This window comes from Hydrogenophaga sp., from assembly GCF_048549895.1.
Classification (GTDB): Bacteria; Pseudomonadota; Gammaproteobacteria; order Burkholderiales; family Burkholderiaceae_C; genus Hydrogenophaga.
Genome location: NZ_JBLYYB010000078.1, coordinates 92,000 through 117,165, shown reverse-complemented (window position 1 = coordinate 117,165; position 25,166 = coordinate 92,000). Strand labels below are relative to the sequence as shown.

At 65.4% G+C, this 25,166-nt stretch carries 21 protein-coding genes; 10 read left to right on the top strand and 11 right to left on the bottom strand.

Going from position 1 to position 25,166, the window contains the following annotated elements:
- Positions 1 to 106: 106 nt before the first annotated feature.
- Positions 107 to 2,026 carry a sigma-54-dependent Fis family transcriptional regulator gene (locus tag ACN4F8_RS08595; RefSeq protein WP_419473184.1) on the bottom strand — a complete coding sequence of 640 codons (1,920 nt, stop codon included), beginning with the start codon at positions 2,024 to 2,026 and terminating at the stop codon, positions 107 to 109.
- Positions 2,027 to 2,228: 202 nt separating this feature from the next.
- Between ACN4F8_RS08595 and ACN4F8_RS08590 the strand changes: the two genes are divergently transcribed.
- Positions 2,229 to 3,668 carry a circularly permuted type 2 ATP-grasp protein gene (locus tag ACN4F8_RS08590; RefSeq protein WP_419473183.1) on the top strand — a complete coding sequence of 480 codons (1,440 nt, stop codon included), beginning with the start codon at positions 2,229 to 2,231 and terminating at the stop codon, positions 3,666 to 3,668.
- Positions 3,669 to 3,730: 62 nt separating this feature from the next.
- Positions 3,731 to 4,690 carry an alpha-E domain-containing protein gene (locus tag ACN4F8_RS08585; protein WP_419473182.1) on the top strand — a complete coding sequence of 320 codons (960 nt, stop codon included), beginning with the start codon at positions 3,731 to 3,733 and terminating at the stop codon, positions 4,688 to 4,690.
- Here ACN4F8_RS08585 and ACN4F8_RS08580 read toward each other — a convergent pair.
- Positions 4,659 to 5,258: a virulence RhuM family protein gene (locus ACN4F8_RS08580; protein WP_419473181.1), complete on the bottom strand. Its 600-nt coding sequence runs from the start codon at positions 5,256 to 5,258 to the stop codon at positions 4,659 to 4,661. The two genes, ACN4F8_RS08585 and ACN4F8_RS08580, sit on opposite strands and share 32 nt — an antisense overlap.
- 250 nt (positions 5,259 to 5,508) lie before the next feature.
- On the opposite strand from ACN4F8_RS08580, the gene urtA reads away from it, so the two are divergent.
- The 5 genes from urtA (at position 5,509) to urtE (ending at position 11,746) form a co-directional block, all read left to right on the top strand.
- The gene (urtA, locus tag ACN4F8_RS08575) at positions 5,509 to 6,795 is read left to right on the top strand and encodes an urea ABC transporter substrate-binding protein (protein WP_419473180.1); all 1,287 of its coding nucleotides are present in this window, start codon (positions 5,509 to 5,511) and stop codon (positions 6,793 to 6,795) included.
- Between the two features lie 174 nt (positions 6,796 to 6,969).
- Positions 6,970 to 8,562 (top strand): urea ABC transporter permease subunit UrtB, encoded by a 1,593-nt coding sequence (urtB, locus tag ACN4F8_RS08570; RefSeq protein ID WP_419473179.1) that lies wholly within the window; start codon positions 6,970 to 6,972, stop codon positions 8,560 to 8,562.
- Positions 8,559 to 9,680: an urea ABC transporter permease subunit UrtC gene (gene urtC, locus ACN4F8_RS08565; RefSeq protein WP_419473178.1), complete on the top strand. Its 1,122-nt coding sequence runs from the start codon at positions 8,559 to 8,561 to the stop codon at positions 9,678 to 9,680. Before urtB ends, urtC begins: the two co-directional genes overlap by 4 nt.
- A complete protein-coding gene (gene urtD, locus ACN4F8_RS08560; protein ID WP_419473177.1) occupies positions 9,677 to 10,552 on the top strand; it encodes an urea ABC transporter ATP-binding protein UrtD in 876 nt (291 codons plus the stop codon). Before urtC ends, urtD begins: the two co-directional genes overlap by 4 nt.
- A 501-nt stretch (positions 10,553 to 11,053) precedes the next feature.
- Positions 11,054 to 11,746 carry an urea ABC transporter ATP-binding subunit UrtE gene (gene urtE, locus ACN4F8_RS08555; protein WP_419473220.1) on the top strand — a complete coding sequence of 231 codons (693 nt, stop codon included), beginning with the start codon at positions 11,054 to 11,056 and terminating at the stop codon, positions 11,744 to 11,746.
- Between the two features lie 9 nt (positions 11,747 to 11,755).
- Here the strand turns inward: urtE and ACN4F8_RS08550 are convergent, their stop codons facing one another.
- From ACN4F8_RS08550 to ACN4F8_RS08515, 8 genes are all read right to left on the bottom strand, one after another.
- Positions 11,756 to 11,998: a glutaredoxin family protein gene (locus ACN4F8_RS08550; RefSeq protein WP_419473176.1), complete on the bottom strand. Its 243-nt coding sequence runs from the start codon at positions 11,996 to 11,998 to the stop codon at positions 11,756 to 11,758.
- Positions 11,999 to 12,112: 114 nt separating this feature from the next.
- Positions 12,113 to 13,792, bottom strand: coding sequence for a response regulator (locus ACN4F8_RS08545; protein ID WP_419473175.1), 1,680 nt, complete (start codon positions 13,790 to 13,792; stop codon positions 12,113 to 12,115).
- A 115-nt stretch (positions 13,793 to 13,907) separates the two neighbouring features.
- Positions 13,908 to 14,735 carry an urease accessory protein UreD gene (locus ACN4F8_RS08540; RefSeq protein WP_419473174.1) on the bottom strand — a complete coding sequence of 276 codons (828 nt, stop codon included), beginning with the start codon at positions 14,733 to 14,735 and terminating at the stop codon, positions 13,908 to 13,910.
- Between the two features lie 26 nt (positions 14,736 to 14,761).
- Positions 14,762 to 17,053, bottom strand: a complete 2,292-nt coding sequence (locus ACN4F8_RS08535; protein ID WP_419473173.1) for an NADP-dependent malic enzyme — start codon at positions 17,051 to 17,053, stop codon at positions 14,762 to 14,764.
- Between the two features lie 69 nt (positions 17,054 to 17,122).
- Positions 17,123 to 18,370, bottom strand: a complete 1,248-nt coding sequence (locus tag ACN4F8_RS08530) for a M20/M25/M40 family metallo-hydrolase (protein ID WP_419473172.1) — start codon at positions 18,368 to 18,370, stop codon at positions 17,123 to 17,125.
- A 108-nt stretch (positions 18,371 to 18,478) separates the two neighbouring features.
- Positions 18,479 to 20,284: a 2-oxo-4-hydroxy-4-carboxy-5-ureidoimidazoline decarboxylase gene (gene uraD / locus ACN4F8_RS08525; protein ID WP_419473171.1), complete on the bottom strand. Its 1,806-nt coding sequence runs from the start codon at positions 20,282 to 20,284 to the stop codon at positions 18,479 to 18,481.
- Between the two features lie 3 nt (positions 20,285 to 20,287).
- Positions 20,288 to 21,235, bottom strand: a complete 948-nt coding sequence (puuE, locus tag ACN4F8_RS08520) for an allantoinase PuuE (RefSeq protein WP_419473170.1) — start codon at positions 21,233 to 21,235, stop codon at positions 20,288 to 20,290.
- Complete coding sequence (locus tag ACN4F8_RS08515) at positions 21,232 to 21,897, bottom strand: GntR family transcriptional regulator (RefSeq protein WP_419473169.1); 666 nt, start codon at positions 21,895 to 21,897, stop codon at positions 21,232 to 21,234. Before ACN4F8_RS08515 ends, puuE begins: the two co-directional genes overlap by 4 nt.
- Before the next feature lie 73 nt (positions 21,898 to 21,970).
- Here ACN4F8_RS08515 and uraH point away from each other — a divergent pair, with 73 nt between their 5' ends.
- Positions 21,971 to 22,324 carry a hydroxyisourate hydrolase gene (gene uraH / locus ACN4F8_RS08510; protein ID WP_419473168.1) on the top strand — a complete coding sequence of 118 codons (354 nt, stop codon included), beginning with the start codon at positions 21,971 to 21,973 and terminating at the stop codon, positions 22,322 to 22,324.
- A 42-nt stretch (positions 22,325 to 22,366) separates the two neighbouring features.
- Here uraH and ACN4F8_RS08505 read toward each other — a convergent pair whose 3' ends face one another.
- The gene (locus ACN4F8_RS08505; protein WP_419473167.1) at positions 22,367 to 22,933 is read right to left on the bottom strand and encodes an energy transducer TonB; all 567 of its coding nucleotides are present in this window, start codon (positions 22,931 to 22,933) and stop codon (positions 22,367 to 22,369) included.
- Between the two features lie 174 nt (positions 22,934 to 23,107).
- On the opposite strand from ACN4F8_RS08505, the gene xdhC reads away from it, so the two are divergent.
- Both xdhC and ACN4F8_RS08495 read left to right on the top strand, forming a co-directional pair.
- The gene (gene xdhC / locus ACN4F8_RS08500; RefSeq protein WP_419473166.1) at positions 23,108 to 23,959 is read left to right on the top strand and encodes a xanthine dehydrogenase accessory protein XdhC; all 852 of its coding nucleotides are present in this window, start codon (positions 23,108 to 23,110) and stop codon (positions 23,957 to 23,959) included.
- 6 nt (positions 23,960 to 23,965) lie between these two features.
- Entirely contained in the window at positions 23,966 to 25,162 is a 1,197-nt protein-coding gene (locus tag ACN4F8_RS08495; RefSeq protein ID WP_419473165.1) for a urate hydroxylase PuuD, read from the top strand.
- Positions 25,163 to 25,166: the final 4 nt, after the last annotated feature.

Genomic DNA, 25,166 nt, shown 5'->3' with positions numbered 1-25,166 from the left:
CCCGTGCCAACGCCCTGAAATCGTCAAGCCATTGATTCAAAACAAGATTTCACCGAAGGCGGGGGCGTGCACCTGTCACGGTGTGACACCTCGCCTGTGACACCTGTCACTGCACCGTGGGCTGCCGGTTGGGCGAGACGATGCCCGCGCGTTTCATGCGGCGGTACATCGTCATGCGCGAGAGACCGAGTTGTCGGGCCACGGCGCTCACGTTCCAATGCGCCTGGGTGAGCGCTTCCAGCAGCGCATCGTCCGAGGCCGGGTCTGCGGCGGTTTGTGCCGCCGCGTGGCGGTGGGTGGCCATCGGCGAGCGCGTTCTGAGTTCGGGCAGGTCGTCCACATCGATGGTGGGCGTCCGGCTCACGCTCATGGCGAAGTCCAGCGCGTTGCGCAGTTCGCGCAGGTTGCCCGGCCAGTCGTGCGCCAGCAGCCGGGCGCGGGCGGGCGGTGTCAGGGTCTTGCCGTCTAGCATGCGGTCGATCATGGCGCCGAGGTCGGAGCGTTCGCGCAGCGGCGGCAGGTCGATGTGGGCACCGTTGAGGCGGTAGTAGAGATCGTCGCGGAAGCGCCCGGCCTTCACCAGCGTCTCCAATGGCGCATGGGTTGCAGCAATCACGCGGATGTTCACCGGCGTCGGCTTGAGCGCGCCGACCGGCAACACCTCGCGCTCCGAGAGCACGCGCAGCAGGCGCGCCTGCAGAGCCAGCGGCATGTCGCCGATTTCGTCCAGAAACAGGGTGCCGCCATCGGCTTCCGGGATCAGGCCGCGTTTGCCTTTCGGCGACGCCCCGGAGAAGCTGCCCGGCAGATGGCCGAAGAGTTCGCTCTCGATCAGGCTCTCGGGGATGGCGGCGCAGTTGACCGCCACGAAAGGGCGGTGGCGCCGCTCGCTGCTGGCGTGCACCGCTTTGGCGAAATATTCCTTGCCCACCCCGGTCTCTCCAGTCACCAGCAGGCTGATGGGCGAATTCACCAGCCGCGCGGCTCGGTGGATCTGGCGCTCCAGTGTGGCGTCGCCCGCCGACAAGGTGCGCAGCGGCTGCGGAAGGGGGGAGGCCGGTGCGGTCTGGGCGGTGGCCAGGCGCGAAGGCGGGGGCGAGGCGGAGAGAAACAGCAACTGGCGTTTGTTCGTGGGCATGAGCGCGCGCTGGTCCGAAGGGCGTGCCTGCACAAAATCGCCGATCCGGGAGAACGGCACATCGAACAGGTCTTCGAAGCGCAGGCCGGTCAGAGCCTGCGCGCCGGGGCGTTGAAAAGCCACTTGGGCGCGGCGGTTGTGGCCAATGACGCGGCCGCTCGCGTCCAGCGCCAGCATGTACTCGGGCTGCACGTCCAGAAACTGGGGCGCCGCCGACAGCCGCAGGATCCAGTCCCGGCGGTGGCGGTGCAGGAAGGCGGCGTTTTCAATGTCGTGCGCGTACATCTGCACGAGCTGCAGTGCGAGGTGCTGGCTGGCCTTGGGCTGGTGCGAGCTGAGCTGGGAAATGTCGAGCACCGCACTGAGCGCGCCCTTGCTGTCGAAGATGGGCGCGGTGGTGCAGGTGAGCGGGATGTGGGTGGCGTCGAAGTGGTCGTCCAGGTGCACGGTGAGGGCCTGCCCGGTGGTGATGCAGGTGCCCACCCCGCAGGTGCCGGCGTGTTGCTCGCTCCAGTCCGCACCCAGGTACAGCCCGGCCTTGCGCAGGCTGGGCTCGAACACCAAGTCGCCCAGAAAATCGACCGTGACGCCGCGCGCGTCGGTGAGCAGCACCACGTAGCCCAGCCCCGCCACCTTGGTGTAGAGCGATTCCAGACCGTGCCGCGCGATGTGCAGGAAAGCCTCCATCTGGTCCTGGTGCTCACGCAAGCGGGCCTGCGGCAGGATCACCGCCTCCTGCATCCGGGTGGGGTCGAGCTGGTGCTGGTGCACGCAGCGGTGCCACGACTCGCGGATGACCGCCTCGTTGCCGGTGGCCACCGGCGCACCCAGGCCGTTTTCGGCGACCTGCATCACCGCGGCAATGTGCCGGTGCTGGCTGGCATTCATGGCTGTCTCCCGGTTGGGCTTGCACGGATGTCGGCTGGCGCCAACGCGGCTTTCGATTAGAAGTCGGCCCGAGCGTCTGGGTGCACAGGGTTTTCCGTAAGGAGGCCGGCGCTGGAAAGGCGCAGGAAAGACGCGGCAGGGGTGGGGGGAGGGGTTTCGCTGGCCCACTCCTTGCTATGCTGTGATCAGGAGAAAAAAGCCCATGAGCAGACCCATGTTTGACGAAATGAATGCCTCGCCCAACGAGGTGCGGGCCCACTACGAGAACTACGCCCGCTGGCTGGCGCAGCAGCCCGAGGAGGTGATGGCGGCCCGCCGTGAGGAGGCGGAAATGATCTTCCGCCGCGTCGGCATCACCTTCGCGGTGTATGGCGCCAAGGACGAAGACGGCTCCGGCACCGAGCGCCTGATCCCCTTCGACCTGATTCCCCGCATCATTCCGGCGCACGAATGGCACAGCATGGAAGAAGGCCTGGTGCAGCGCGTGACCGCGCTCAACCGCTTCATCCACGACGTCTACCACGACCAGGAAATCATCAAGGCGGGCCACGTGCCGGCCGAGCAGATTTTCCAGAACGCGCAGTTCCGCCCCGAGATGATGGGCGTGGACGTGCCGCACAACATCTACTCGCACATCTCGGGCGTGGACATCGTGCGCGCCCCCAACGCCCAGGGCGTGGGCGAGTACTACGTGCTGGAGGACAACCTGCGCGTGCCCAGTGGCGTGAGCTACATGCTCGAAGACCGCAAGATGATGATGCGGCTCTTCCCCGAACTCTTTGGCTCCAACCGCGTGGCCCCGGTGGCCCACTACCCCGACCTGCTGCTGGAAACCCTGCGCGCGGTGAGCCCGGCCACCACCGCTGAGCCCACGGTGGTGGTGCTCACGCCCGGCATGTACAACAGCGCTTACTTCGAACACGCCTTCCTCGCGCAGCAGATGGGCATCGAGCTGGTGGAAGGGCAAGACCTGTTCGTCAAGGACAACTTCGTCTACATGCGCACCACGCGCGGCCCCAAGCGGGTGGACGTGATTTACCGCCGGGTCGACGACGACTTCCTCGATCCCTCCGTGTTCCGCCCCACCTCCACGCTGGGCTGCGAAGGCCTGCTCAGCGTGTACCGCAGCGGCAACGTGGCCATTTGCAACGCGGTGGGCACCGGTGTGGCCGACGACAAGTCGATCTACCCCTACGTGCCCAAGATGATCGAGTTCTACCTGGGCCAGAAACCCATCCTGAACAACGTCCCCACCTTCATGGGGCGCGACGCCGAAGACCTGAAATACATGATGGCCAACCTGAAAGACCTGGTGGTGAAAGAGGTGCACGGGGCTGGCGGCTACGGCATGCTGGTCGGCCCGGCTTCCACCAAGGCCGAGATCGAAGACTTCCGCAAGGCCGTGCAGGCCAACCCCAGCGGCTACATCGCACAGCCCACGCTCTCGCTCTCCACCTGCCCCACGTATGTGCAAAGCGGCGTGGCGCCCCGCCACATCGACCTGCGGCCCTTTGTGCTCAGCGGCAAGGAGGTGCAGATGGTGCCAGGTGGGCTCACCCGTGTGGCGTTGAAGGATGGTTCTTTGGTTGTCAACTCTTCGCAGGGTGGGGGCACCAAGGACACCTGGGTACTGGAAGACTGAGCTTCGAATAGACCTGGGGTCAGACCTGCAGCTCTGACCCCATCTGAATATAGGGATCACACATGCTGTCACGCACCGCCGACCACCTCTTCTGGATGTCCCGCTACACCGAGCGCGCGGAGAACACCGCCCGCATGCTCGATGTGAATTACCAGACCTCGCTGCTGCCGCAGTCCGCCGCCGTGGCGCAGGTGGGCTGGGAGGGATTGCTGGTCATCAGCGAGCTCATGCCCGCCTACAACAAAAAGTACGGCCAGGAAATCACACCCCGCAACGTGCTCGACTTCATGGTGCGCGACGAGTCCAACCCGTCGAGCATTGCCACCTGCCTGAAGGCCGCGCGTGAAAACGCCCGGGCCGTGCGCGGCGCGCTCACCACCGAGCTGTGGGAAACCCAAAACCAGACCTGGCTCGAACTTGGCCGCATGATCAAGAGCAAGAACTTCGAACGCGACCCCAGCGAATTCTTCGAATGGGTCAAGTTCCGGTCACACCTCTCGCGCGGCGTGGCCATCGGCACCATGCTGCAAGACGAGGCGTTCCACTTCTACCGCATGGGCACCTTTCTGGAGCGCGCCGACAACACCGCGCGCCTGCTCGATGTGAAGTTCCACGCCGTGCACAGCGACTTCTTCGGCAACGCCAGCGAGCTCGATCAGGAGTACGACTTCTACCACTGGAGCGCCATCCTGCGCAGCGTGAGCGGCTTCGAGGTCTACCGCAAGGTCTACCGCGACGTGATCTCGCCCGAGCGCGTGGCCGAGCTGCTCATCTTGCGCGCCGACATGCCGCGCAGCCTGGCCGCCAGCTTGAACGAAGTGGTCAACAACCTCACCGTGGTGTCCAACGACCTCTCGGCCGAAACCCTGCGCCGCGCCGGCAAGCTCAAGGCCGACCTGCAGTACGCGCGCATCGACGAAATCCTGGCCACCGGCCTGCACGCGTTCCTCACGCAGTTCCTCGACCGGGTGAATGAACTCGGCGGACGCATCAGCAAGGACTTTCTGGTGCCGGCGGGCTGAGAGGCTCCGACTTCAACGACAAAGGCCAGCTTCGTGCTGGCCTTTGTTTTGGTTGGTCCGTCTTGTCGTAATCGCTGCTGAGCGCGAACAGGTCGCGCACTTTTTGATAGAAGCGCTTCTCTGAAGCCCGGATATCCCGGATATCCCGGATGCGCTCCAGCATCTCGTCAAAGTAGTCCGGGCGGCCGTCCGGGTTCTTCAGCCGCTCGTCATCCATCACGAAGCCCTTGAGCAGGAATTCCTTCAGCACGGAGGACGCCCATCGGCGGAACTGCACACCGCGCGGCGAGCGCACGCGGTAGCCCACGGCCAGAATGGCGTCGAGGTTGTAGAGCTGTGTCAGGTATCGCTTGCCGTCTGAAGCAGTTGTCAAGGATTCCTTGACAACTGCCCCTGGCTCCAGCTCCCCATCCTCAAAGATGTTCTTGAGGTGCAGCGAGATGTTCTGCTTGGTGGCGTCAAACAGCTCTGCCATGTCAAGCTGGGTGAGCCAGACCGTCTGCTGTTCCGTCCGCAGCTTGATCTGGCTTTTGCCGTCTTCAGTGGTGTAGAGGATCAAGTCGTTCATGGTGTCGGGGCGTGTGCCGGTGTTGCAGCGCGCCTTCGGTCTGAGGTTTCACAGAGATTGTGACCTCCGGCTTCATGCGGCTGACCTTCGCTGACCTCACCCGGAACCACCAACGTACGCCACCCGGCGTACATACGCCCCCGAGGGTCTTCCCTAGCATCCAGTTGTCCGCTGAGCCACGCCCGAAGAGGGCAGCCGGCGGCGCCAACACCAACCCCTCACGGGACCCCAGGAACTCAGGAGAAGCGCCATGTCGACAACCCAGAACGCCCGCCGTTTTACCCTCAAGACCCTGGCCGCCGCTGCCACGGTTGCCACGCTCGGCTTCACCGGCCTGAGCGCCCACGCCCAGGAGACCATCAAGGTCGGCGTGCTGCACAGCCTCTCGGGCACCATGGCCATTTCGGAAACCGTGCTCAAGGACACGGTGCTGATGGCCATTGACGAGATCAACGCCAAGGGCGGCCTGCTGGGCAAGAAGCTGGAGCCCGTCGTCGTTGACCCGGCATCCAACTGGCCGCTGTTCGCCGAAAAAACCAAGCAGCTGCTGACGCAAGACAAAGCCGCGGTGATCTTCGGTTGCTGGACCTCGGTGTCGCGCAAGTCGGTGCTGCCGGTGGTGGAAGAGGCCAACGGCCTGCTGTTCTACCCCGTGCAATACGAGGGCGAAGAGCTGAGCAAGAACGTGTTCTACACCGGTGCCGCGCCCAACCAGCAGGCCATTCCCGCGGTGGAGTACCTGATGAGCAAGGACGGCGGCTCGGCCAAGCGCTGGGTGCTGCTGGGCACCGACTACGTGTACCCCCGCACGACCAACAAGATCCTGCGCGCCTTCCTGAAGGCCAAGGGCGTGGCCGATGCCGACATCATGGAGGAGTACACCCCGTTCGGCCACTCCGACTACCAGACCATCATTGCCAAGATCAAGAAGTTCTCGTCCGAAGGCAAGAAGACGGCCGTGGTCTCCACCATCAACGGTGACTCCAACGTGCCGTTCTACAAAGAGCTGGGCAACGCCGGCCTGTCCGCCAAAGACGTGCCCGTGGTGGCCTTCTCGGTGGGCGAAGAAGAGCTGCGCGGCGTGGACACCAAGCCACTCGTGGGCCACCTGGCTGCATGGAACTACTTCATGAGCATCAAGAGCCCGGCCAACACCGAGTTCACCAAGAAGTGGGCTGCTTACGCGAAGGCCAAGAACATCCCCGGCCACAAGGACAAGCCACTCACCAACGACCCGATGGAAGCCACCTACATCGGCGTGAACATGTGGGCGCAGGCCGTGACCAAGGCCAAGTCGACCGACACCGACAAGGTGATCGCCGCCATGGCCGGCCAGACCTTCAAGGCACCGGGTGGCTTCACCAGCACCATGGACAAGGAAAACCACCACCTGCACAAGCCAGTGTTCATCGGCGAGATCAAGGCCGACGGCCAGTTCAATGTGGTGTGGAAGACGCCGGGCCCGGTGGTCGCCGATCCGTGGAGCGACTACATCGCCGAGAACAAGGGCAAGAAAAATGTGCCCGAGAAGAAGTGATCTCCGGCGCGCGTTTGCGCGCTGAGAAAAAGCCCGTTCGGGCTGAGCCTGTCGAAGCCGTGCCCAGGTGTGGGTGAGCCCTTCGACAGGCTCAGGGCGAACGGTCAGGGTAGCTGGGAGCCCGCACGGTGGCCGGGCTGCTGCGGCCAGTTGGAAACATTGGAAAGTGTCTTGATGGGCCGTTTTCTCGCTCTTCGTTGTTTGCTGGTTTTGGCCTTGGCATGCGCAAGCATCGCCCACGCCCTCACACCCGCCGACGCCCTGGCCTTGGTGGACGGCGACACCGATGTGCGCATCGACACCCTGAACAAGCTCGCCGCTGCACCCGACGAGAAAGCCTCGGCGCTGATCAAGGCGATGTCTGAAGAAGCCGTGCGTGTGCAAGGCGAACGCGTGTTCATCGTGGTGGACGACGGCGCCGTGGACGCCGTGACCGGCGAGAAGCTGCCACTGCCCGACGACGCCGGCGACGTGATGATCAACAACCGCCTGCGCAGCGCCATGGAGAGTGCGCTGGCCGGCATGGAACTGGTGGGCGCACCGCCCGAGCGCCAGCGCGAAGCCGCGCGCACCCTGCAGCGCAGCGCGTTTGAAGAACCCGACATCAGCCAGCTTGCGCTGATCGACAAGGCGCTGGCGGGCAACCTGGATGCGCAGGCGCGCCAGAGTCTGGAGCTGGCGCAAGCGGCCGTGTTGCTCGCAAGCGAGGACCCGGCGCAGCGCCTGGCCGCTGCACAAAAACTGGGCGAGGCCAAACAACCCATCGTGCGACCGCTGCTGCTGCAGCAGATGGAAAAGGAGACCGACGCCGGTGTGAAAGCCGCGCTGGCCGATTCGCTCAAGGGCATCGACCGCATGCTGGCCCTGGGCAACACGCTGGCGCAGGCCTTCACCGGCATCAGCCTGGGCAGCATCTTGCTGCTGGCCGCCTTGGGCCTGGCCATCACCTACGGGCTCATGGGCGTGATCAACATGGCCCACGGTGAACTCATCATGATCGGCGCCTACGCCACCTGGCTGGTGCAGGTGTTCTTTCGCCAGTCGCTGCCCGAGTATTTCGACTGGTACCTGCTCGCGGCCCTGCCGATCGCGTTCACCGCGTCTGCCCTGGTGGGCGCGGCGATGGAGCGCACGGTGATCCGGTTTCTCTACGGCCGCCCGCTGGAGACGCTGCTGGCCACCTGGGGCATCAGCCTGGTGCTCATGCAGGCCGTGCGCAGCCTCTTCGGCGCGCAAAACGTGGGCGTGGAAAACCCGAGCTGGATGAGCGGTGGCGTCACCTTGCTGGGCAACCTCAACCTGCCGTGGAACCGCATCATCATCATCGGCTTTGCGGTGGCGGTGCTGGTGGGTGTGACGCTCATGATCACCAAAACGCGCCTCGGCTTGTTTGTGCGCGGGGTCACACAAAACCGGCCTATTGCGTCGTGCATGGGCGTGAACACCGCGCGCATCGACACCTATGCGTTTGCACTCGGCTCGGGCATTGCCGGCCTGGCCGGTTGCGCGCTCAGCCAGATCGGCAACGTCGGCCCCGACCTCGGCCAGAGCTACATCGTGGACTCGTTCATGGTGGTGGTGCTCGGCGGTGTGGGCCAGATCGCCGGCACGGTGTACGCCGCACTTGGCCTGGGGCTGCTCAACAAGTTCATTGAAGGCTGGGCCGGCGCCGTGCTGGCCAAGATCGCGGTGCTGGTCTTCATCATCGTGTTCATCCAGAAGAGACCCCAAGGCATCTTTGCCATGAAAGGCAGGGAGGCGGCATGAGCACCCAAACGGAGACCGTCTTGCCCTCGCCCGGCCCGCTGCTCACCCGCACCGGCTGGAGCGCCTTCGTCGTCGCCTTGCTGGTGGTCTGCGCCGTGGCCCCGCTGCTCAACCTCTTCGTGCCCGAAGGCAGCGCCTTCCACCTGAGCGACTACATGGTCGGCCTGCTCGGCAAAATCATGTGTTATGCCATCTGCGCGCTGGCCATGGACCTGATCTGGGGCTACACCGGCATCCTGAGCCTGGGTCACGGGCTGTTCTTCGCGCTCGGGGGGTATGTGATGGGCATGTACCTCATGCGCCAGATCGGGCTGGACGGCAACTACAAAAGTGAACTGCCCGACTTCATGGTGTTCCTCGACTGGAAGGAACTGCCCTGGCACTGGGCGCTGAGTGACAGCTTCATTGCCACGCTGCTGCTGATCGTGCTGGTGCCCGGTGTGGTGGCGTTTGTGTTCGGCTACTTCGCCTTCCGCTCGCGCATCAAGGGCGTGTATTTCTCCATCATCACGCAGGCCCTCACGTTTGCAGCCTTGCTGCTGTTCTTTCGCAACGAGACCGGCTTCGGCGGCAACAACGGCTTCACCGATTTCAAACGCATCCTCGGCATTCCGCTGGCCACACCCAGCATGCGCATGACGCTGTTCATCATCACCGGCCTCACGTTGCTGGGCTTCTTTTTGTGGGCGCGCTGGCTGGTCAACAGCAAGTTCGGCCGGGTGCTGCAAGCCGTGCGCGACGCCGAGAGCCGTGTCATGTTCTGCGGCTACAACCCGCTGCCCTACAAGCTCACCATCTGGACCATTTCGGCCGTGATGTGCGGCATTGCCGGCGCGCTCTATGTGCCGCAGGTCGGCATCATCAACCCCGGCGAAATGAGCACCGCCAACAGCATCGAGATCGCGATCTGGGCCGCGGTGGGCGGGCGCGCCACGCTCATCGGCCCCATCGTCGGCGCCTTCATCGTCAACGGCGCCAAGAGCTGGCTCACCGTGAGCTTTCCCGAGTACTGGCTGTATTTCCTGGGCGTGCTGTTCATCGTGGTCACGCTCTTCATGCCGCAAGGTGTGGTGGGCCTGGTGAAAAAACTGCGTGCACAGAAAGGGGGCCAGGCATGACGCCCGACCTGATGGAAGAGGGCGCGCAGCGCCTGCAGAAAATTGCAACCACGGGCGCGAGCGGCAACACCGAATCGGGTGGCCGCGCGGCAGGCTTCTCGCGGCTCGTCACCCCCGGCCAGGTGGACACCACCCACGGCCGCATCCTGTACCTCGATGGCGTGAACGTCAGCTTCGACGGCTTCAAGGCCATCAACAACCTCAGCCTGGACATTGCACCCGGCGAACTGCGCTGCATCATCGGCCCCAACGGCGCGGGCAAGACCACGATGATGGACATCATCACCGGCAAGACCCGGCCCGATTCCGGCCATGTGTTCTTCGGCAGCACCATCGACCTGCTGCGCTACCGCGAAGCCGAGATTGCGGCCATGGGCATCGGCCGCAAGTTCCAGAAGCCCACGGTGTTCGAACACCTCACCGTGTTTGAAAACCTCGAACTGGCGCTGGCCACCGACAAGGGCGTGCGCCGCTCCATGGTGTTCCGCCTCACCGGGCAGGAGAAAGACCGCCTGGGCGAGGTGCTGCAGACCATCCACCTTGCCGACAGTGCGGCGCGTCTGGCCGGCAACCTGAGTCACGGGCAAAAGCAGTGGCTGGAGATCGGCATGCTGCTGATGCAGGACCCGAAACTGCTGCTGCTCGACGAACCCGTGGCCGGCATGACCGACGAGGAAACCGAGCGCACCGCGCAGTTGTTCCTGACACTCAAGGGCAAACATTCGCTGATGGTGGTGGAGCACGACATGAGCTTCATCCGCACGATTTCGGAGAAGGTCACGGTGTTGTGTGACGGGGCTGTGTTGGCCGAGGGGACTCTTGACGAAGTTCAGGCGGATGAGCGGGTGATCGAGGTTTACCTTGGGCGCTGATCTCGCTTCTTCGGTTTGTTTTTGCTTGCGTGGCGAGCCGGGTCTCGGCCCGGCGGCCGAGGCACTTTTCTTTGCTTCGCCAAAGAAAAGTACCCAAAAGAAAGGCGAGCCGAAGTCCGGGGCCCTGCGGGCTTCCTTGCGCTGCTCGGTTCGCTCGGGGTGCGCGCAAACTCGCTGCGCTCAAACAGTGCGCGCCCCTGATCCGAGCGCCCCTGCGCTGCTCAGCCCGGCCACACGGCAACAAGCGGAATCGGGATCGGACTACCCCTCCGGCGCGCATGTCTTGCCCCCTCTCCCTCTGGGAGAGGGTTGGGGTGAGGGCTCCCCCTGCCGTCATTCGCTGGCGAGCAACGCAGCGTGCCCGAAGGGCCAGCGAGTTCGGCTCGCCTTTTCTTTGCTTACTTTCTTTTGGGCGTTGCAAAGAAAAGTGAGTCGGCCGCCGGGCCGAGACCCGGCTAGCCACGAAAGAAAGCACACCACTTCAGAGAGAAAAAAATGAGCCTGCTCGAAGTCAAAGACATCAACGAGTACTACGGCGGCAGCCACATCCTGCGCAACGCCAACCTCACAGCCGAGCTGGGACAAGTGACCGTGGTGCTGGGCCGCAACGGCGTGGGCAAGACCACGCTGCTCAAATCGCTCATGGGCCTGGTGCCCATCAAGAGCGGCAGCATCACGCTCGACGGCGTGCCCATTGCCGGCGCCACGCCCTATGAGCGTGCCCGCATGGGCATGGGCTTCGTGCCGCAGGGGCGCGAGATCTTCGGCCGCCTCACCGTGCAGGAAAACCTGCTCATGGGCCTGGCCTACAAGAAGGGCGGCACGCCCATTCCGCCCGAGCTGTTCGAGCTGTTCCCGGTGCTCAAGCAGATGCTGGGCCGGCGCGGCGGTGACTTGTCGGGTGGGCAGCAGCAGCAGCTGGCGATTGCGCGCGCGCTGGCCGCCGGGCCGAAGTTGTTGATATTGGACGAGCCCACCGAAGGAATCCAGCCCAACATCATCAAGGACATCGGCCGCGTCATCCGCATGTTGGCCGACCGGGGCAACATGGCCATCGTGCTGGTGGAGCAGTACTACGACTTCGCCGAAGCCCTGGCCGACCAGTATGTGGTCATGGAGCGTGGCGAGGTGATCGCCAGCGGCCCCGGCAGCGAGATGCAGGCCAAGGGCGTGCGCCAGCTCGTGGCCATCTGAGCGTGCGGGTTACTTGCCCAGCTGAGCCAGCGCCGCCTGCAAACCCGACAGACCACCCACACGCTGGTCGTTGATGAAGATCTGCGGCACCTGCCGAACCGACGGGCCGCACCTTTCATAGAACGCGAGACGCTCGGTCTCGTCATCGATCTTGACCTCTTCAAACCCGAGCGAGCGGGACCTGAGCAGCATCTTGGCCGACTCGCATTGCGGGCAGGCGGACTTGGAATAGACGGTGATGTTGAGTTGCATGGCACGAGTTTACGGGCCGGTCCCTCGGCGCCTGGCGGGATGGACGCCTGGCGGCGGCCGCCAAGGCACCAACGCAGGAGATCGTGTGGCTGGGTCTGACCCGGTCGGCCGAAATCAGGCGGCGCTGCCGAGCAGGCCACCAGCGCTCTGGGGCTTGTAGCCGGCGGGCAGTGACATGCCGCCCGGCGAGGCCAACGCGCCGGTGTGTTCGCCCAGGCGGGAATGCTGCGCAGTGGTGCGGTAGCGATCGCGCAGCGCGTTGGTGCGCTCGTTCAGCGCGGCATGGTCGGCAATGCGCACGGTGTAGCGCTGCAGCACTTGGTGGGCCGACTCGATCAGCTTGGCGTTGAGCGTGCGTTCGCCGTCTTCGAGCAGCTTCATCACCGTGCCTTGCGGGTCGCCCTTGATGCTCAGCGTCATGGCCTGTTCGGTCATCTTCAGGATCTGGCTGTGTGCGCCGCGCACGCGGTCGGCAAAGGTCTGGGCGCCCGAGGCGGCGCAGGCCATCAGCTCGCTCATGGCCTTGCTGGTGCAAAAGCGCAGGGCCAGTGTCTCCACCGCAGCCTCGGATTCGTTGAGCGAGATCGAGCGCATCTGCAAGCGGCACATGAGGGCGAGCAGGTTGCAGGCGGTCTCGAAATCGAACTCGGGGTTGCGTGCATCGTTGGCCATGCGGCGCACATCGTCGAGCGCACGCGCGGTGTGTTGCTGTTGCAGCGCGAGCAGGCTCTCGGCAATGGCCAGCAGGCGGTGGGGTCGGGCGGGGGCGTGGCTGCGGTCGCGCAGGCGGGTGAGCTGGTCCACGGTGCGGGCCAGGCCGCGCAGGTCGCTGTTGTCCAGCCGTGCAAAGGCCAGCAGCAGCAAGGCTTGCGGGTCGAACATCTTGGAGTCCAGCCCCAGGCGCGTGGCGCGGTCGAGCAGCTCCACGCCTTCGCTTTTTTCGCCGGTGTAGTAGGCCAGCATGCCGTGCTTGAGCAGCCGGCTGATGGACGACGGCGTGAGCTTGGTGGCCATCTGGTAAGTGCTCAGCGCGCTCTGGAAATTGCCCAGCTCGAACTGCGCGCGGCCCATCACGTCGTAGGCATCGGCGTAGGTGTTGTCGTCCTGGATCAGGCTCTCCAGCGTGGTCACGGCCTTGGCTTGCTGCCCGCCTTCGAGCTGTGCGCGCGCCACACCCAGGCGCGCCCAGGGCAGTGTCTTGGCGGCGATCACCGCCTCGTAGAGTTTTTGTGCCTCGCCCACCTTGCCGTTGCGCAACAGCAGTTCGGCACCGATGCGCGCGGCGTAGAGCCAGTACGTGCTCCGGTTTTCAAAGCGCTCCAGGCACAGGGCGGCGGCGTGGTCGAACTGCTCGGCGTCGATGGCGGTGAAGATGTCTTCCAGCGCCTTCTTGCGCTGGCGCGCCATCATGATGCGGTCGAACAGGCGGGCACCGGTGTGGGGTTTGAGCAGGTAGGCGTCGAGCGCGGACTCCGCAGCTTCGGCCACCTTGGCGTAAGACGCCTCGGCCGTGACCATGATGAACACGGTGTAGAAGGGCAGCAGCTGGTTGCGCCGCAGGTCGTCCAACAGGTCCTGGCCGGACATCGAATCGCGGTCGAAGTGTTGTTCGCAGATCACCACGTCGTAGCGGTTGACCTCCAGCTTGCGCCGGGCCTCCACCAGCCGCGAGCACTGCGAGACCGTGCCCACCCCGAGTTCGCGCAACTGCGAGACCAGGATCGAGCGCGACTGCAGGTTGCCTTCGATCACGAGTGCGTGGGCGTCCTGCAGGTGGTTGGCAGCAATGGGCATGGTTGGTTCAGGGCGGGCGTCTTGCTCGCCCATCAATGGCTGTTCCATTGTGTGCACAGTGCCTGCGCTGTGGTGCACCGATCAGCGGGGGTTTTTCAGCCCAATTCGGGACTGCTCAGACGCTCCAGATGCGCGGCGGCGTGTTGTTCAGACCCCAGGCTTGTGTGCGCAAGGTGGCCCAGACCTGCTGGAACAGCGCCATGAGGGGCTCCACCAGCGGGGTCACGGCGCGCACCACCAGCATGCGTGGGTTGGGGCAGGTGGCGCCAACCTGCACGCCGCGTCCGTTGCCCAGCAGTGCGCGCACGGCCTCCAGCAGCTGTTCGCGGCGTTCGCGCGTGAGCGGCGTGCCGGTGGCCAGCCAGAGCGTGCCCATGCATTTGTGCCCCCCCAGGCCCAGGGGCGACTCCAGCAGGCGCGCATCGGTGGCGTCGATGTGTGAGCGCTCCAGCCACAGTCCCGGTATCTCCAGGTGCTGGGTGAGGCTGCCCCGGTCAAAGGGTTGACCAGCGGTGGGCAGGCCGAGTGCGCACACGTCCCAGCCGATCATCTCGGCGCCTTCGGCCAGCGTGGCGCGCAGCGTGTTGCGGGCCAGGCAGCCGGGGTAGGCGATGGCTTCCAGTGGCAGCCATTCGAGTCGGGCGCCTTCGTCCAGTACGAGCGAGACACACTGTTCCGTGGCGGGGCCGTCGGACCTGTAGAAGCGCGTGGCCCCGGGGGTGGCCAGCAGACCGTGCGCATGCGCTGCCGCGTGCACGTTGATTTCCAGCACATCGCCACCCACCAGCCCGCCGGGCGGGTGGACGATGACGTTGTGGCAGATGCCGTGGCCCTCGGGGTAGAGGCTCTTGAGGATGCGCAGCGGGCCGGTGTGGGTGTGCTGCAGCACGGTGCGCTGGTCGTCGCGGCGGTAGTGGAGGTCGAGTTGGGCGTGCCAGGGCATGCCTTGAGTTTAGGGGAGGGGTGAGCTCAACTCCTCGGCGCACCTGTGGCCGCAGCCAGTGCCGTCATGTTGAGCACGCGCCGCACCGTGGCCGCCGGCGTGAGGATGTGCACCGTGCCCGCCGCACCCATGAGGATGGGCCCCACCGTGACGCCGCCGCTGGCGGTGGTCTTCATCACGTTGTAGAGGATGTTGGCTGCGTCCAGGTTGGGGCAGATCAGCAGGTTGGCCGATCCCTTGAGTGTGGTCTCCGTCAGGTAGGCGGCACGGATTTCGGGCTGCAGCGCAGCGTCGCCGTGCAGCTCCCCGTCGCATTCGATCTCGGGGTGGGCGGCCACGAACAGGTCACGCGCCTGCGCCATCTTGCGGGCAGATGCGCGCTTGCTGGAGCCGTAGCTTGAATGCGAGAGAAACGCGATCTTGGGCGGAAGGCCGAAGCGCTGCACTTCCTGCGCCGCCATCCAGGCGATCTCGGCCAGTTCTTCGGCGCTGGGCAGCTCGTTGACGTATGTGTCGGCAATGAAGATCGGACCCCGATCGGTCATGAGCGCGTTCACCGAGGCGTAGAGTCCCGCGCCTGGGCGGCGGCCGAGCACGTGGTCGATGCGCTCCAGGTGCGTCATGTAGCCGCCCACCAGGCCGCAGATCAGCGCATCCGCATCACCCAGCGAGACCATGAGCGAGCCGATGATGGTGTTGGAGCGGCGCACGGCGGCCTTGGCCACTTCGGGTGTTGCGCCCTCGCGCCCCATGAGCTGGTGGTAGTGCTCCCAGTACTGGCGAAAACGCGGGTCGTCTTCGGGGTTCACGTTCTGCACGTCCTGCCCGAGCTTCATGCGCAGACCGGCCTTGGCAATGCGCGCCTCAATGACGGCCGGGCGCCCGATCAGGATCGGCACGGCGAGCTGGTCGTCGATCGCCATTTGCGCAGCGCGCAGCGCACGCTCGTCTTCGCCGTCGGCGTAGGCCACGCGCTTGCGGTCGGGCTGTTGGGCCTTGGCTGCGTGAAAGATCGGCTGCATCAGGATGCCGGTCTGGTAGACGAAGCGGCTGAGCTCCTGCCGGTAGGCCTCCATGTCCTGGATGGGCCGCGTGGCCACACCGGAGTCGGCCGCGGCTTGTGCCACGGCGGGCGCGATGCGCAGGATCAGGCGCGAGTCAAACGGTTTGGGAATGATGTAGTCGGGGCCGAAGCTGAGGTCTTGCCCGGCGTAGGCGTTGGCCACCTCTTCGCTGGTTTCGCTCTTGACCAGATCGGCGATCTGGCGCACGCAGGCCAGCTTCATTTCTTCGGTGATCTTGGTCGCGCCGCAGTCGAGCGCGCCACGGAAGATGTAGGGGAAACACAGGACGTTGTTGACCTGGTTGGGGTAGTCGCTGCGGCCGGTGGCGATGATGCAGTCGGGCCGCACGGCCTTGGCCAGTTCGGGGCGGATTTCTGGCTCGGGGTTGGCCAGCGCGAGCACGATGGGCTTGGGGCCCATGGTCTTCATCATCTCGGCGGTGAGCACGCCCGGGGCCGAGCAGCCGAGGAACACGTCGGCACCGTCGACCGCATCGGCCAGCGTGCGCTTCCCGGTCTTCTGCGCGAAGCGCGCCTTCGATTCGTCATAGCCGCCGGGGCGGCCCTCGAAGATCACGCCCTTGGAGTCGCAGACGAAGATGTTGTCGCGCGACACGCCGAGGCCGACCATCACGTCCAGGCAGGCGATGGCGGCGGCACCCGCGCCACTCACGGCGAGCTTGACCGAACCGATGTCCTTGCCCACCAGCTCCAGGCCGTTGAGCAGGGCGGCGGCCGAGATGATGGCGGTGCCGTGCTGGTCGTCGTGGAACACGGGGATGCCCATGCGCTCGCGCAGCTTTTTCTCGATGTAGAAGCACTCGGGCGCCTTGATGTCTTCGAGGTTGATGCCGCCCAGTGTGGGCTCGAGCGCGGCAATGATCTCGACCAGTTTGTCCGGGTCCTTTTCATCGAGCTCGATGTCGAACACATCGATGCCGGCGAACTTCTTGAACAGGCAGCCCTTGCCTTCCATCACCGGTTTGGCGGCCAGTGGGCCGATGTCGCCCAGGCCGAGCACGGCGGTGCCGTTGGTGACCACGCCGACCAGGTTGCCCCGGCTGGTGTACTCGGCCGCGAGCCTGGGTTCGGCTTCGATGGCCAGACACGGATAAGCCACGCCGGGCGAGTAGGCCAGCGACAGATCGCGCTGGTTGGACAGGGGTTTGATGGGATTGACGGAGATCTTGCCTCGGCGCGGCAGGCGGTGGTACTCAAACGCGGCGTCGCGCAGGGCTTGTTCGGCGGGTGTCATGCTGGTCTCCTGTGGCTGTTGTTGTGGGTTTCATTGTGCCTCTGGCGAGGGGCCGGGCAACAGGGGGTATCAGTCGGATTTGAGCAGATCGAGCAGTGTGCGCGCGATCACCTTGGTGGCGCGACGCAGGTCTTCCAGCACCAGGTGCTCGTCGGCGCGTTTGGCGTTGGACTCGCGCACGGTGCGCGGGCCGGCGCCATAGATCACGCCGGGGATGCCGCGCTCTGCGTAGAGGCGAACGTCGGTGTAGAGCGGTGTGCCCACGGCGGGAATGGCTTCGCCAAACACCTCCAGGCCGTGCTTCTGGATCGCCTTCACCAGCAGCTGGTTGCCGGGCAGGGGCTTCATGGCGCGTGCGAGCAGGATGCGGCGCACGTCCACCTGGAGCTTTTTGCCGCCGCGCGGTGGCGAAAAGCTGGCCGCGGCCTGCGCGATGGTGTGGCGCAACGCCGCCTCCACCTCGGCGGGGTCTTCTTCGGGGATCATGCGGCGGTCGATCTTGAGCACGACCTTGCCGGGGATCACGTTGGTGTTGGTGCCGCCGTTGATCTGGCCCACGTTCAGATAGGGGTGGGTGATGCCTTCGACGCCGGAGGTGACCAACAGGTAGTCGGCGTTGAGCGCATAGAGCGCGTTGAGGATGTGCGTGGCGCCCTGCAGCGCGTCGGTGCCGCTGTCGGGAATGGCGGCGTGCGCCATGTCGCCGTGCACCGTCACCTCGAGCTGCAGGCAGCCGTTGTGCGCCACCACCACCTGGTAGCTAAAGCCGGCGGCGATCATCAGGTCGGGCCTGGTCAGGCCTTTCTTGAGCAGCCAGTCGGGGCCCACCTCGCCGCCGTATTCCTCGTCGTAGGTCACGTGCAGTTCCACACCACCGGCCAGCTTCGCGCCCAGCGATTCGAGCGCGCGAATGGCGAAGGTGAAGCTGGCGATGTCGCCCTTGCTCACGGCCGTGGCGCGGCCGTAGATCCTGCCGTCGGCGATCTCGCCGCCGTAGGGGTCGTGCGTCCAGCCTTCGCCGGGTGGGACCACGTCACCATGGGCATTGAGCGCGATGGTCTTGCCCGGTGCATAGGCGCGGCGCAGGATCAGGTTGGTGATGCTCTGCAGGCCGGCGGCTTGCACTTCGCCGGCGGGCACGGCATGTTTCTCGACGTTCAGGCCCATGGCGGCGAGCAGCTCGGCGGTGCGCTCGGCGTGCGGCGCGTTGTTGCCGGGTGGCGTGTCGGTGGGCACGCGCACGAGTTCCTGCAGGAAGCGCACTTCCTCGTCGAAGTGGGCGTCGATCCAGGCGTCGAGTTGGGTATGAAGGGTCATGGTTGGTGAGGGCTTCGACAAGCTCAGCCCGAACGGAGGAGGTTGTTGGTGGCGGGTGGTATCCGTTCGCCCTGAGCCTGTCGAAGGGCTCACCGGCGCGGTGGTGTTTCAGCGATGTTCGGTGGAGAGCTGCTCAAGCAGGTGCGAGAAGGCGCACACGCACAGTTCGATGTCGTCGCTGGTGGTGGATTCGAGCGGGTTGTGGCTGATGCCGCTGTTGAGACCGCGCACGAACAGCATGGCTTGGGGCATCACCTCGTGCAGCTTCATGGCGTCGTGGCCGGCGCCGCTGGGCATGCGGTGCAGCGGCAGGCCCTGGGCGACCACCGCGTTTTCCCAGCGCGCTTGCCAGGCGGGTGCGCTGGGGGCTGCGCAGGCGCGCATGACCTCTTCGGTGGTGAAGGTGATGCCGCGCCGCTCGCCGATGGCACGCAGCCGCGCGAGGATGTCGCGCTCCAGCGCGTCGCGCTGTGCGTTGCTGGGCGCGCGCAGATCCAGCGAGAAGCGGCAGCGCCCGGGCACCACGTTGATGGAACCACCCGGCACCTGCAGCATGCCGATGGTGGCGACCGAATCGCCGTCGGCCAGTGCACGCTGTTCCATGAAGAGCGCGAGTTCGGCCACCGCGCTGGCCGCGTCGCGCCGGCGGTTCATGGGCGTGGTACCGGCGTGGCTGGCCATGCCGATGGCCTCGCACTGGTGACGCACGCTGGCGTTGATGGAGGTGACCACACCCAGCGGCAGGTCCAGTTCATTGAGCACGGGGCCTTGTTCGATGTGCACCTCGACAAAGCCGAGGTACTTCAACGGGTCGCGTTTCAGCGCGCCGATGGCCTCCAGCGTGGCCGGCAGCCCGGCGCGCTGCATGGCCTGGCGCATGGTCACACCGTCGGCGTCCCGCTGGTCGAGCCAGGCGGGGTTGAAGTGACCGGTGAGCGCGCCCGAGCCCAGGAAGGTGGCTTTGTAGCGCTGGCCTTCCTCTTCGGCAAAGCCCACCACCTCGATGGCGAACGGCAGGCGCTTGCTGGCCGTGTGGAGTTGTTTCACACAGGCCATGGGCACGAAGATGCCCAGGCGCCCGTCGTATTTGCCGCCGTTGCGCACGGTGTCGAAGTGGCTCCCGGTGAGCAGTGTCTTGGCCCCTTCTCCCTCTGGGAGAGGGTTGGGGTGAGGGCCAGCGCGGTACAGGCCCACGACATTCCCTACCGCGTCGATGTGCACTTCATCAAACCCACATGCCTTCATGCCCGCCACCAGATCCGCCGCACACGCCCGGTGCGCATCGGTCAGGTAGGTCACGGTGAGTTCACCGCGCTCGGCGAACCCGGGGTCGCTGTGGCGCGCCAGGTCCTCGTGCCAGTCCCACACCTCGTTGCCCACAGTGGGTGTGAAGCCAAACTTGTCGTTGAGACGGATCTCGGCGATGCGGTGGATGTGGCGCAGGCACTCGGCGCGCTCGAAGTCCACCGGGTGGCCCAGGCGGCGTTCAAAAGTCGCAATGATTTCTCGCTTGGCCAGACCCGTGCCACGCGGCCCGCGCACCGCGAGGATGAACGGAAAACCGAACTTCGCCAGGTACTGCGCGTTGAGCTGCTGAATGTGAGCCAGTTCTTCGGGCGTGCAGTTCGTGAGCCCGGCTTTCTGCTGTTCGTTGGTGGACTCGGCGGTGAGCGACCGGCTCTCCATGGCCTTGCCCGCGAGTTCGGGGTGGGCGCGGATCAGCGCGAGTTGTGCGTCCACGCCGGCCTGGGCCAGCACGGTCACCATGGCGTGTTTGAGCGCGGCGAGCGACACAAAGGGCCGCTGTGCGAGCGCTTGCTCGGCGATCCACGGCGAGTGTTCGTACAGGCCGTCGAGCAGGCGCAGCGCCTCGGCGGGCGTGGCGCTGTTGAGTTGTGGCAGGGTGGTGGTCATGGCTCAGTCCGGTGCTGGGTGGTGCTGGCGCCAGTGGCGGGCGATGTCGATGCGCCGCGCGACCCACACGTGGTCGTGCTGTGCGATGTGGTCCAGAAAACGCTGCAGCGCGGCAATGCGCCCGGGCTTGCCGAGCAGGCGGCAGTGCATGCCGATGCTCATCATCTTCGGGCGGTCCAGGCCGGCCGGGTCGCCTTCTTTGTAGAGCGCGTCGAAACTGTCCTTGAGGTACTGGAAAAACGGGTCGGCGTGCGAGAAGCCTTGCGGCAATGCAAAGCGCATGTCGTTGCAGTCCAGCGTGTAGGGCACGATGAGTTGGTGGGTGTCGCTGCCGTCGGTCTTGCGCACCTTCATCCAGAACGGCAGGTCGTCGCCGTAGTAGTCGCTGTCGTACTCGAAGCCGCCGAAGTCGGCCACGAGGCGGCGCGTGTTGGGGCTGTCGCGCCCGGTGTACCAACCCAGCGGGCGGCTGCCGGTGAGGTCTTCGATGATCTGCATGGCCTGTGCCATGTGGGCGCGCTCGGTGGCCTCGTCCACGTGCTGGTAGTGAATCCATTTGAGGCCGTGGCAGGCGAACTCGTGGCCGAGTTCTTTCAGCGCGGCCGTCACGTCGGGGCAGCGCTGCAGTGCGGTGGCCACGCCGAACACCGTGAGCGGCAGACCGCGCTGTTCGAACTCGCGCAGGATGCGCCACACGCCCGCGCGTGAGCCGTATTCGTAGATGCCTTCCATGCTGATGTGCCGCGCGGGATAGGCCGCCGGGTTGAACATCTCGGAGAGGAATTGTTCGGATGCGTCGTCGCCGTGCAGCACGCTGTTCTCGCCGCCCTCTTCATAGTTCAGCACGAACTGCACGGCGATGCGTGCTCCGTTGGGCCAGCGGGCGTGGGGCGTGGTGCGGCCGTATCCAGCCAGGTCGCGCGGGTAGGGCAGGGTGGCGTCGTAGGTCATGAGAGCGCGATCGAGATGTCGTTGATGGGCAACTTGCGGTCGAAGGTGAGGGCTTCTTCCACGTGCAGCAGATGCTCGTTCATCAGCCGCACAGCCAGCGCTTCGTCGCGCGCGGCCAGGGCTTTCACGATGTCGGCGTGTTCGTCGTGCGAGTGCGCGGCGGCCTGGTTGGTCTGGTACATCAGCGTGATGAGCGCGCAGCGCGAGATGAGGTCGCGCAGCAGCTCGGCCAGCACCTGATTGCCCATGAGTTCGGCCATGCGCACGTGAAAGTCGCCCAGCAGCTCGGTGCGCCCGGCCACGTCTTCGTTGTTCACGGCCTGCTTCTCTTGTGCCACGTGTTCGCGCAGCGCCTTGATCCGGGCGGGGGTGACTGTCTGCACGAAGCTTCGCGTCATCTCCGCCTCCAGCATGCGTCGCACGGCGAACACCTGTTGCGCCTCCTGCACCGAGGGTGCCGCCACAAAGGCTCCCCGCGCAGGCTCCAGACGGATCAGCCGGTTTTGCGAGAGTTGGAACAAGGCCTGGCGAACCAGCGTGCGGGAAACGCCGAAATGGTCAGCCAGTTTCTGCTCGGCCAGCTTGGTACCGGGGCGCAGGCGATGCTCGACGATGGCCCGCGTGAGCGACTCCACGATCTGCAGGGTGCTGGAGATTTCCATGGATTCATCATAGCCAGAAACGCGGAAAAGTGTATACACTTTCCGTAGACCGTTCACCACAGGAGCGACCCCCATGGGCTTGAGTACACACGTTCTGGACACCATGCACGGCTGTCCCGCTGCGGGCATGCAGGTGGAGCTGCACACCACGCAGGGCGACCAGGCGACGCTGGTCAAACGCTTTGTGTTGAACCAGGACGGCCGCAATCCCGATGGACCGCTGATCGACAACGCGAGCCTGAAGGCGGGCACTTACCGCCTGGTGTTCGATGTGAAGGGCTATTTCGCGGCCAGGGGTGTGGCGCTGCCGGAGCCCAACTTTCTCAACCGGGTGTCGCTCGACTTTGGCGTGGCGCACACCGACCAGCACTACCACGTGCCGCTGCTGGTGAGCCCGTGGAGTTATTCGACTTACAGGGGGAGTTGAAGCTCCCCAAATGAAAGAAACCCGCCTTTCGGCGGGTTTCTTTCATTTGCTTCGTTGCCCTTCAGTCAGCGTGTCGAGCTGGAAGTTACCGCTCTTGTCCCACAGCCAGACGTCGGTGTAGGTCACGCTGCCCATGCGCACCGGCGCCGGGAAGGGGGCGGCGGCCCTGACGGTGCGTTCGATCTCGCGCATCACGTCGGGCACGTGGCTCGGTGCGCGCATCCAGCTCACGTTGCGCACCTGACCCCGGTTGTCCACTTCCACCTGCAGCACGCCCACCGCGTGCATCAGCGGCGGCAACTGGCCTTTGTAGATGCGGTGGCTGTTTCGCTCGTAGATGTGCCGCGCGCCGTCCTTGCGGTAGTCCAGGGGAGAGACCGCGTTCGAGACGAACTCGGGCGGGGGCAACTGCAGGACGGGCGGTGGTACGACCGCCACCGGCGGGGGTGGCGGCGCTGCCGGGGGCGGTGGGGGTGGCGAGGCGCACGAGGCGAGCAGGGCGGCCGTCAACGAACCAACCCAGGCCCAGGGGCTGCGGGCCGAGCGGTTGGAAGAAGCCGGAGAACCGGGGCGGGAAGCTGACTGCGGCGCAGATTCAATGTCTCTCATGGGGGCAAGCCTGTTGGAACTGTTCGGACCCCGGTCTGGCCCTGTGAGCGCATATGGCCGGGTGAATGGCGTGTATTGTGAATCGACTGTGGCGTTTCGCACAGTAAGGTCGATACTGACCTTGCACGCCCTCACTTACGTCTCCACACACATTCTTCGACATCGGCGCCACACATGCCCCGCGAGCTTGAAACCTTTCTGCTGCATCTGAGCCGCTCGCGTGCCGTGCTCGTCACCGTTGAGCAAACACGGGGCTCCGTTCCTCGCGAAGGCGGTGCGTGGATGGCGGTGTTTCCCGACGCGACATGCGGCGAAACAGGCACGATCGGCGGCGGCCATCTGGAGTGGAAAGCCACACAACAGGCGCGCCAGGCGTTGGCGAATTGGGCCGACACCGCCCCGCCGGCCTGGCGGGAGAGCGTTGCGCTCGGGCCGAGCCTGGGCCAGTGTTGCGGTGGCTCGCTGGTGCTGCGTTTCGAGCCGGTGGACGTCTCTCACATGGAGCACCTGCGCGAGCGTTTGCGACCTGTGCACACGCCACTGGCCTTGTTTGGCGGCGGCCACGTGGGAAGGGCCATCGTGCAGGCCCTGGAGCCGCTGCCGTTTGACGTGCGCTGGATCGACAGCCGCGACGGCGTGTTCCCACCCAACCTGCCCGCGCAGGTAACCACCGAACACTCAGACCCGGTGCACGCCGCTGTGCGCGATGTGCCAGCGGGGGCGTGTGTGCTGATCATGAGTTTCTCGCACGCCGAAGACCTGGACGTGGCGGCGGCCTGCCTGCTGCGCCAGCGCGAGCGCAACGACCTGGCCTTCATCGGACTGATCGGCAGCCGCACCAAGTGGGCCACTTTTTGCCACCGCCTGAGCGAGCGAGGCTTCACCGCCGCAGAACTCGCCCGCGTGACCAGCCCGATCGGCTTGCCCGGTATTCAAAGCAAGGTGCCGGCGGTGATCGCGGCGTCGGTTGTTGCCCAGTTGTTGCTTGCCGTCAGCGCCAACGGCGGCGCTGTGAAACTGCCTTGAGGTGCCATGGAAACCTACCTGCTTGACTGGGCCAACCTGCTGCTGCGCTGGCTGCATGTGATCGTGGCCATTGCCTGGATCGGCTCGTCCTTCTACTTCGTCTTTCTCGACAGCAGCCTCACCCCACCCGAAGACGAGCAGTTGAAAAAAGACGGCGTCAGCGGTGAGCTCTGGGCTGTGCACGGCGGCGGTTTCTACCACCCGGTGAAGTTCGCGGTCTCACCCCCGAAGCTGCCCGGGCACCTGCACTGGTTTTATTGGGAGAGTTACTCCACCTGGCTTTCGGGCTTCGCGCTGTTCCTCATCTCCTACATCTGGAGTCCCCGCGTCTACCTGATCGATCCCAAGGTGATGGACTGGAGCCCTGCCGCCGCGATCTCGGCCGCGCTGGCTTTCCTGGTGGTGTTCTGGCTGTTGTACGACGCGATCTGCCGCCTGCTGGGCCAAAGCAAGAACGGCGACGCCAAGGTGGGCGCGCTGGTGCTGGTGCTGGTGTGTGTGGCGGCGTGGATGGCCACGCAACTCTTTGCCGGGCGCGCGGCCTTTTTGCTGGTGGGCGCGATGATCGCCACCGCCATGAGCGCCAACGTGTTCTTCTGGATCATCCCCGGCCAGCGCACCGTGGTGGCCGACCTCGAGGCCGGCCGCCCGGTCGACCCGGTCCACGGCCAGCGTGGCAAGCAGCGCAGCGTGCACAACACCTACTTCACGCTGCCGGTGCTGTTCGCCATGCTGAGCAACCACTACAGCTTCACCTACACCCACCCGCAGAACTGGCTGATCCTGATCGGCATGATGTTCGCGGGTGCGGCGATCCGCCAGTTCTTCGTCATGCGCCACGGCCACAAACTGGGCCGCAACAAGCACCCCTGGCCCTTCGCGGCCGTGGGTGTGGTGGTGCTGATCGCACTCATCGTCTGGCTCAAGCCCGACCCGGTGCAGGCCGTGGTGGTGCCCGACGTGGTGGGCTACGCGCAGCTCAAACCCGTGATCGAGCAGCGCTGTGTGATGTGCCATGGCGAGGCCTTGCAGTCGAAAAACGTGCGGCTCGATTCAGCGGAGGCACTCCAGCAGCACGCGCAAGCGGTCTACCAGCAGGCGGTGGTGTCGCGCCTCATGCCGATGAACAACGCGACCGGCTTGACCGAGGAGGAACGCGCCCTGATCGGGCAGTGGTTCAGGGGCGGCGCGAAGGTCGATTGAGGTT

Coding starts and splice junctions, on each gene's coding strand:
- ACN4F8_RS08595 (WP_419473184.1), bottom strand. CDS start 2,026: ATGAATGCCAGCCAGCACCGGCACATTGCCGCGGTGATGCAGGTCGCC.
- ACN4F8_RS08590 (WP_419473183.1), top strand. CDS start 2,229: ATGAGCAGACCCATGTTTGACGAAATGAATGCCTCGCCCAACGAGGTG.
- ACN4F8_RS08585 (WP_419473182.1), top strand. CDS start 3,731: ATGCTGTCACGCACCGCCGACCACCTCTTCTGGATGTCCCGCTACACC.
- ACN4F8_RS08580 (WP_419473181.1), bottom strand. CDS start 5,258: ATGAACGACTTGATCCTCTACACCACTGAAGACGGCAAAAGCCAGATC.
- urtA (WP_419473180.1), top strand. CDS start 5,509: ATGTCGACAACCCAGAACGCCCGCCGTTTTACCCTCAAGACCCTGGCC.
- urtB (WP_419473179.1), top strand. CDS start 6,970: ATGGGCCGTTTTCTCGCTCTTCGTTGTTTGCTGGTTTTGGCCTTGGCA.
- urtC (WP_419473178.1), top strand. CDS start 8,559: ATGAGCACCCAAACGGAGACCGTCTTGCCCTCGCCCGGCCCGCTGCTC.
- urtD (WP_419473177.1), top strand. CDS start 9,677: ATGACGCCCGACCTGATGGAAGAGGGCGCGCAGCGCCTGCAGAAAATT.
- ACN4F8_RS08550 (WP_419473176.1), bottom strand. CDS start 11,998: ATGCAACTCAACATCACCGTCTATTCCAAGTCCGCCTGCCCGCAATGC.
- ACN4F8_RS08545 (WP_419473175.1), bottom strand. CDS start 13,792: ATGCCCATTGCTGCCAACCACCTGCAGGACGCCCACGCACTCGTGATC.
- ACN4F8_RS08540 (WP_419473174.1), bottom strand. CDS start 14,735: ATGCCCTGGCACGCCCAACTCGACCTCCACTACCGCCGCGACGACCAG.
- ACN4F8_RS08535 (WP_419473173.1), bottom strand. CDS start 17,053: ATGACACCCGCCGAACAAGCCCTGCGCGACGCCGCGTTTGAGTACCAC.
- ACN4F8_RS08530 (WP_419473172.1), bottom strand. CDS start 18,370: ATGACCCTTCATACCCAACTCGACGCCTGGATCGACGCCCACTTCGAC.
- uraD (WP_419473171.1), bottom strand. CDS start 20,284: ATGACCACCACCCTGCCACAACTCAACAGCGCCACGCCCGCCGAGGCG.
- puuE (WP_419473170.1), bottom strand. CDS start 21,235: ATGACCTACGACGCCACCCTGCCCTACCCGCGCGACCTGGCTGGATAC.
- ACN4F8_RS08515 (WP_419473169.1), bottom strand. CDS start 21,897: ATGGAAATCTCCAGCACCCTGCAGATCGTGGAGTCGCTCACGCGGGCC.
- uraH (WP_419473168.1), top strand. CDS start 21,971: ATGGGCTTGAGTACACACGTTCTGGACACCATGCACGGCTGTCCCGCT.
- ACN4F8_RS08505 (WP_419473167.1), bottom strand. CDS start 22,933: ATGAGAGACATTGAATCTGCGCCGCAGTCAGCTTCCCGCCCCGGTTCT.
- xdhC (WP_419473166.1), top strand. CDS start 23,108: ATGCCCCGCGAGCTTGAAACCTTTCTGCTGCATCTGAGCCGCTCGCGT.
- ACN4F8_RS08495 (WP_419473165.1), top strand. CDS start 23,966: ATGGAAACCTACCTGCTTGACTGGGCCAACCTGCTGCTGCGCTGGCTG.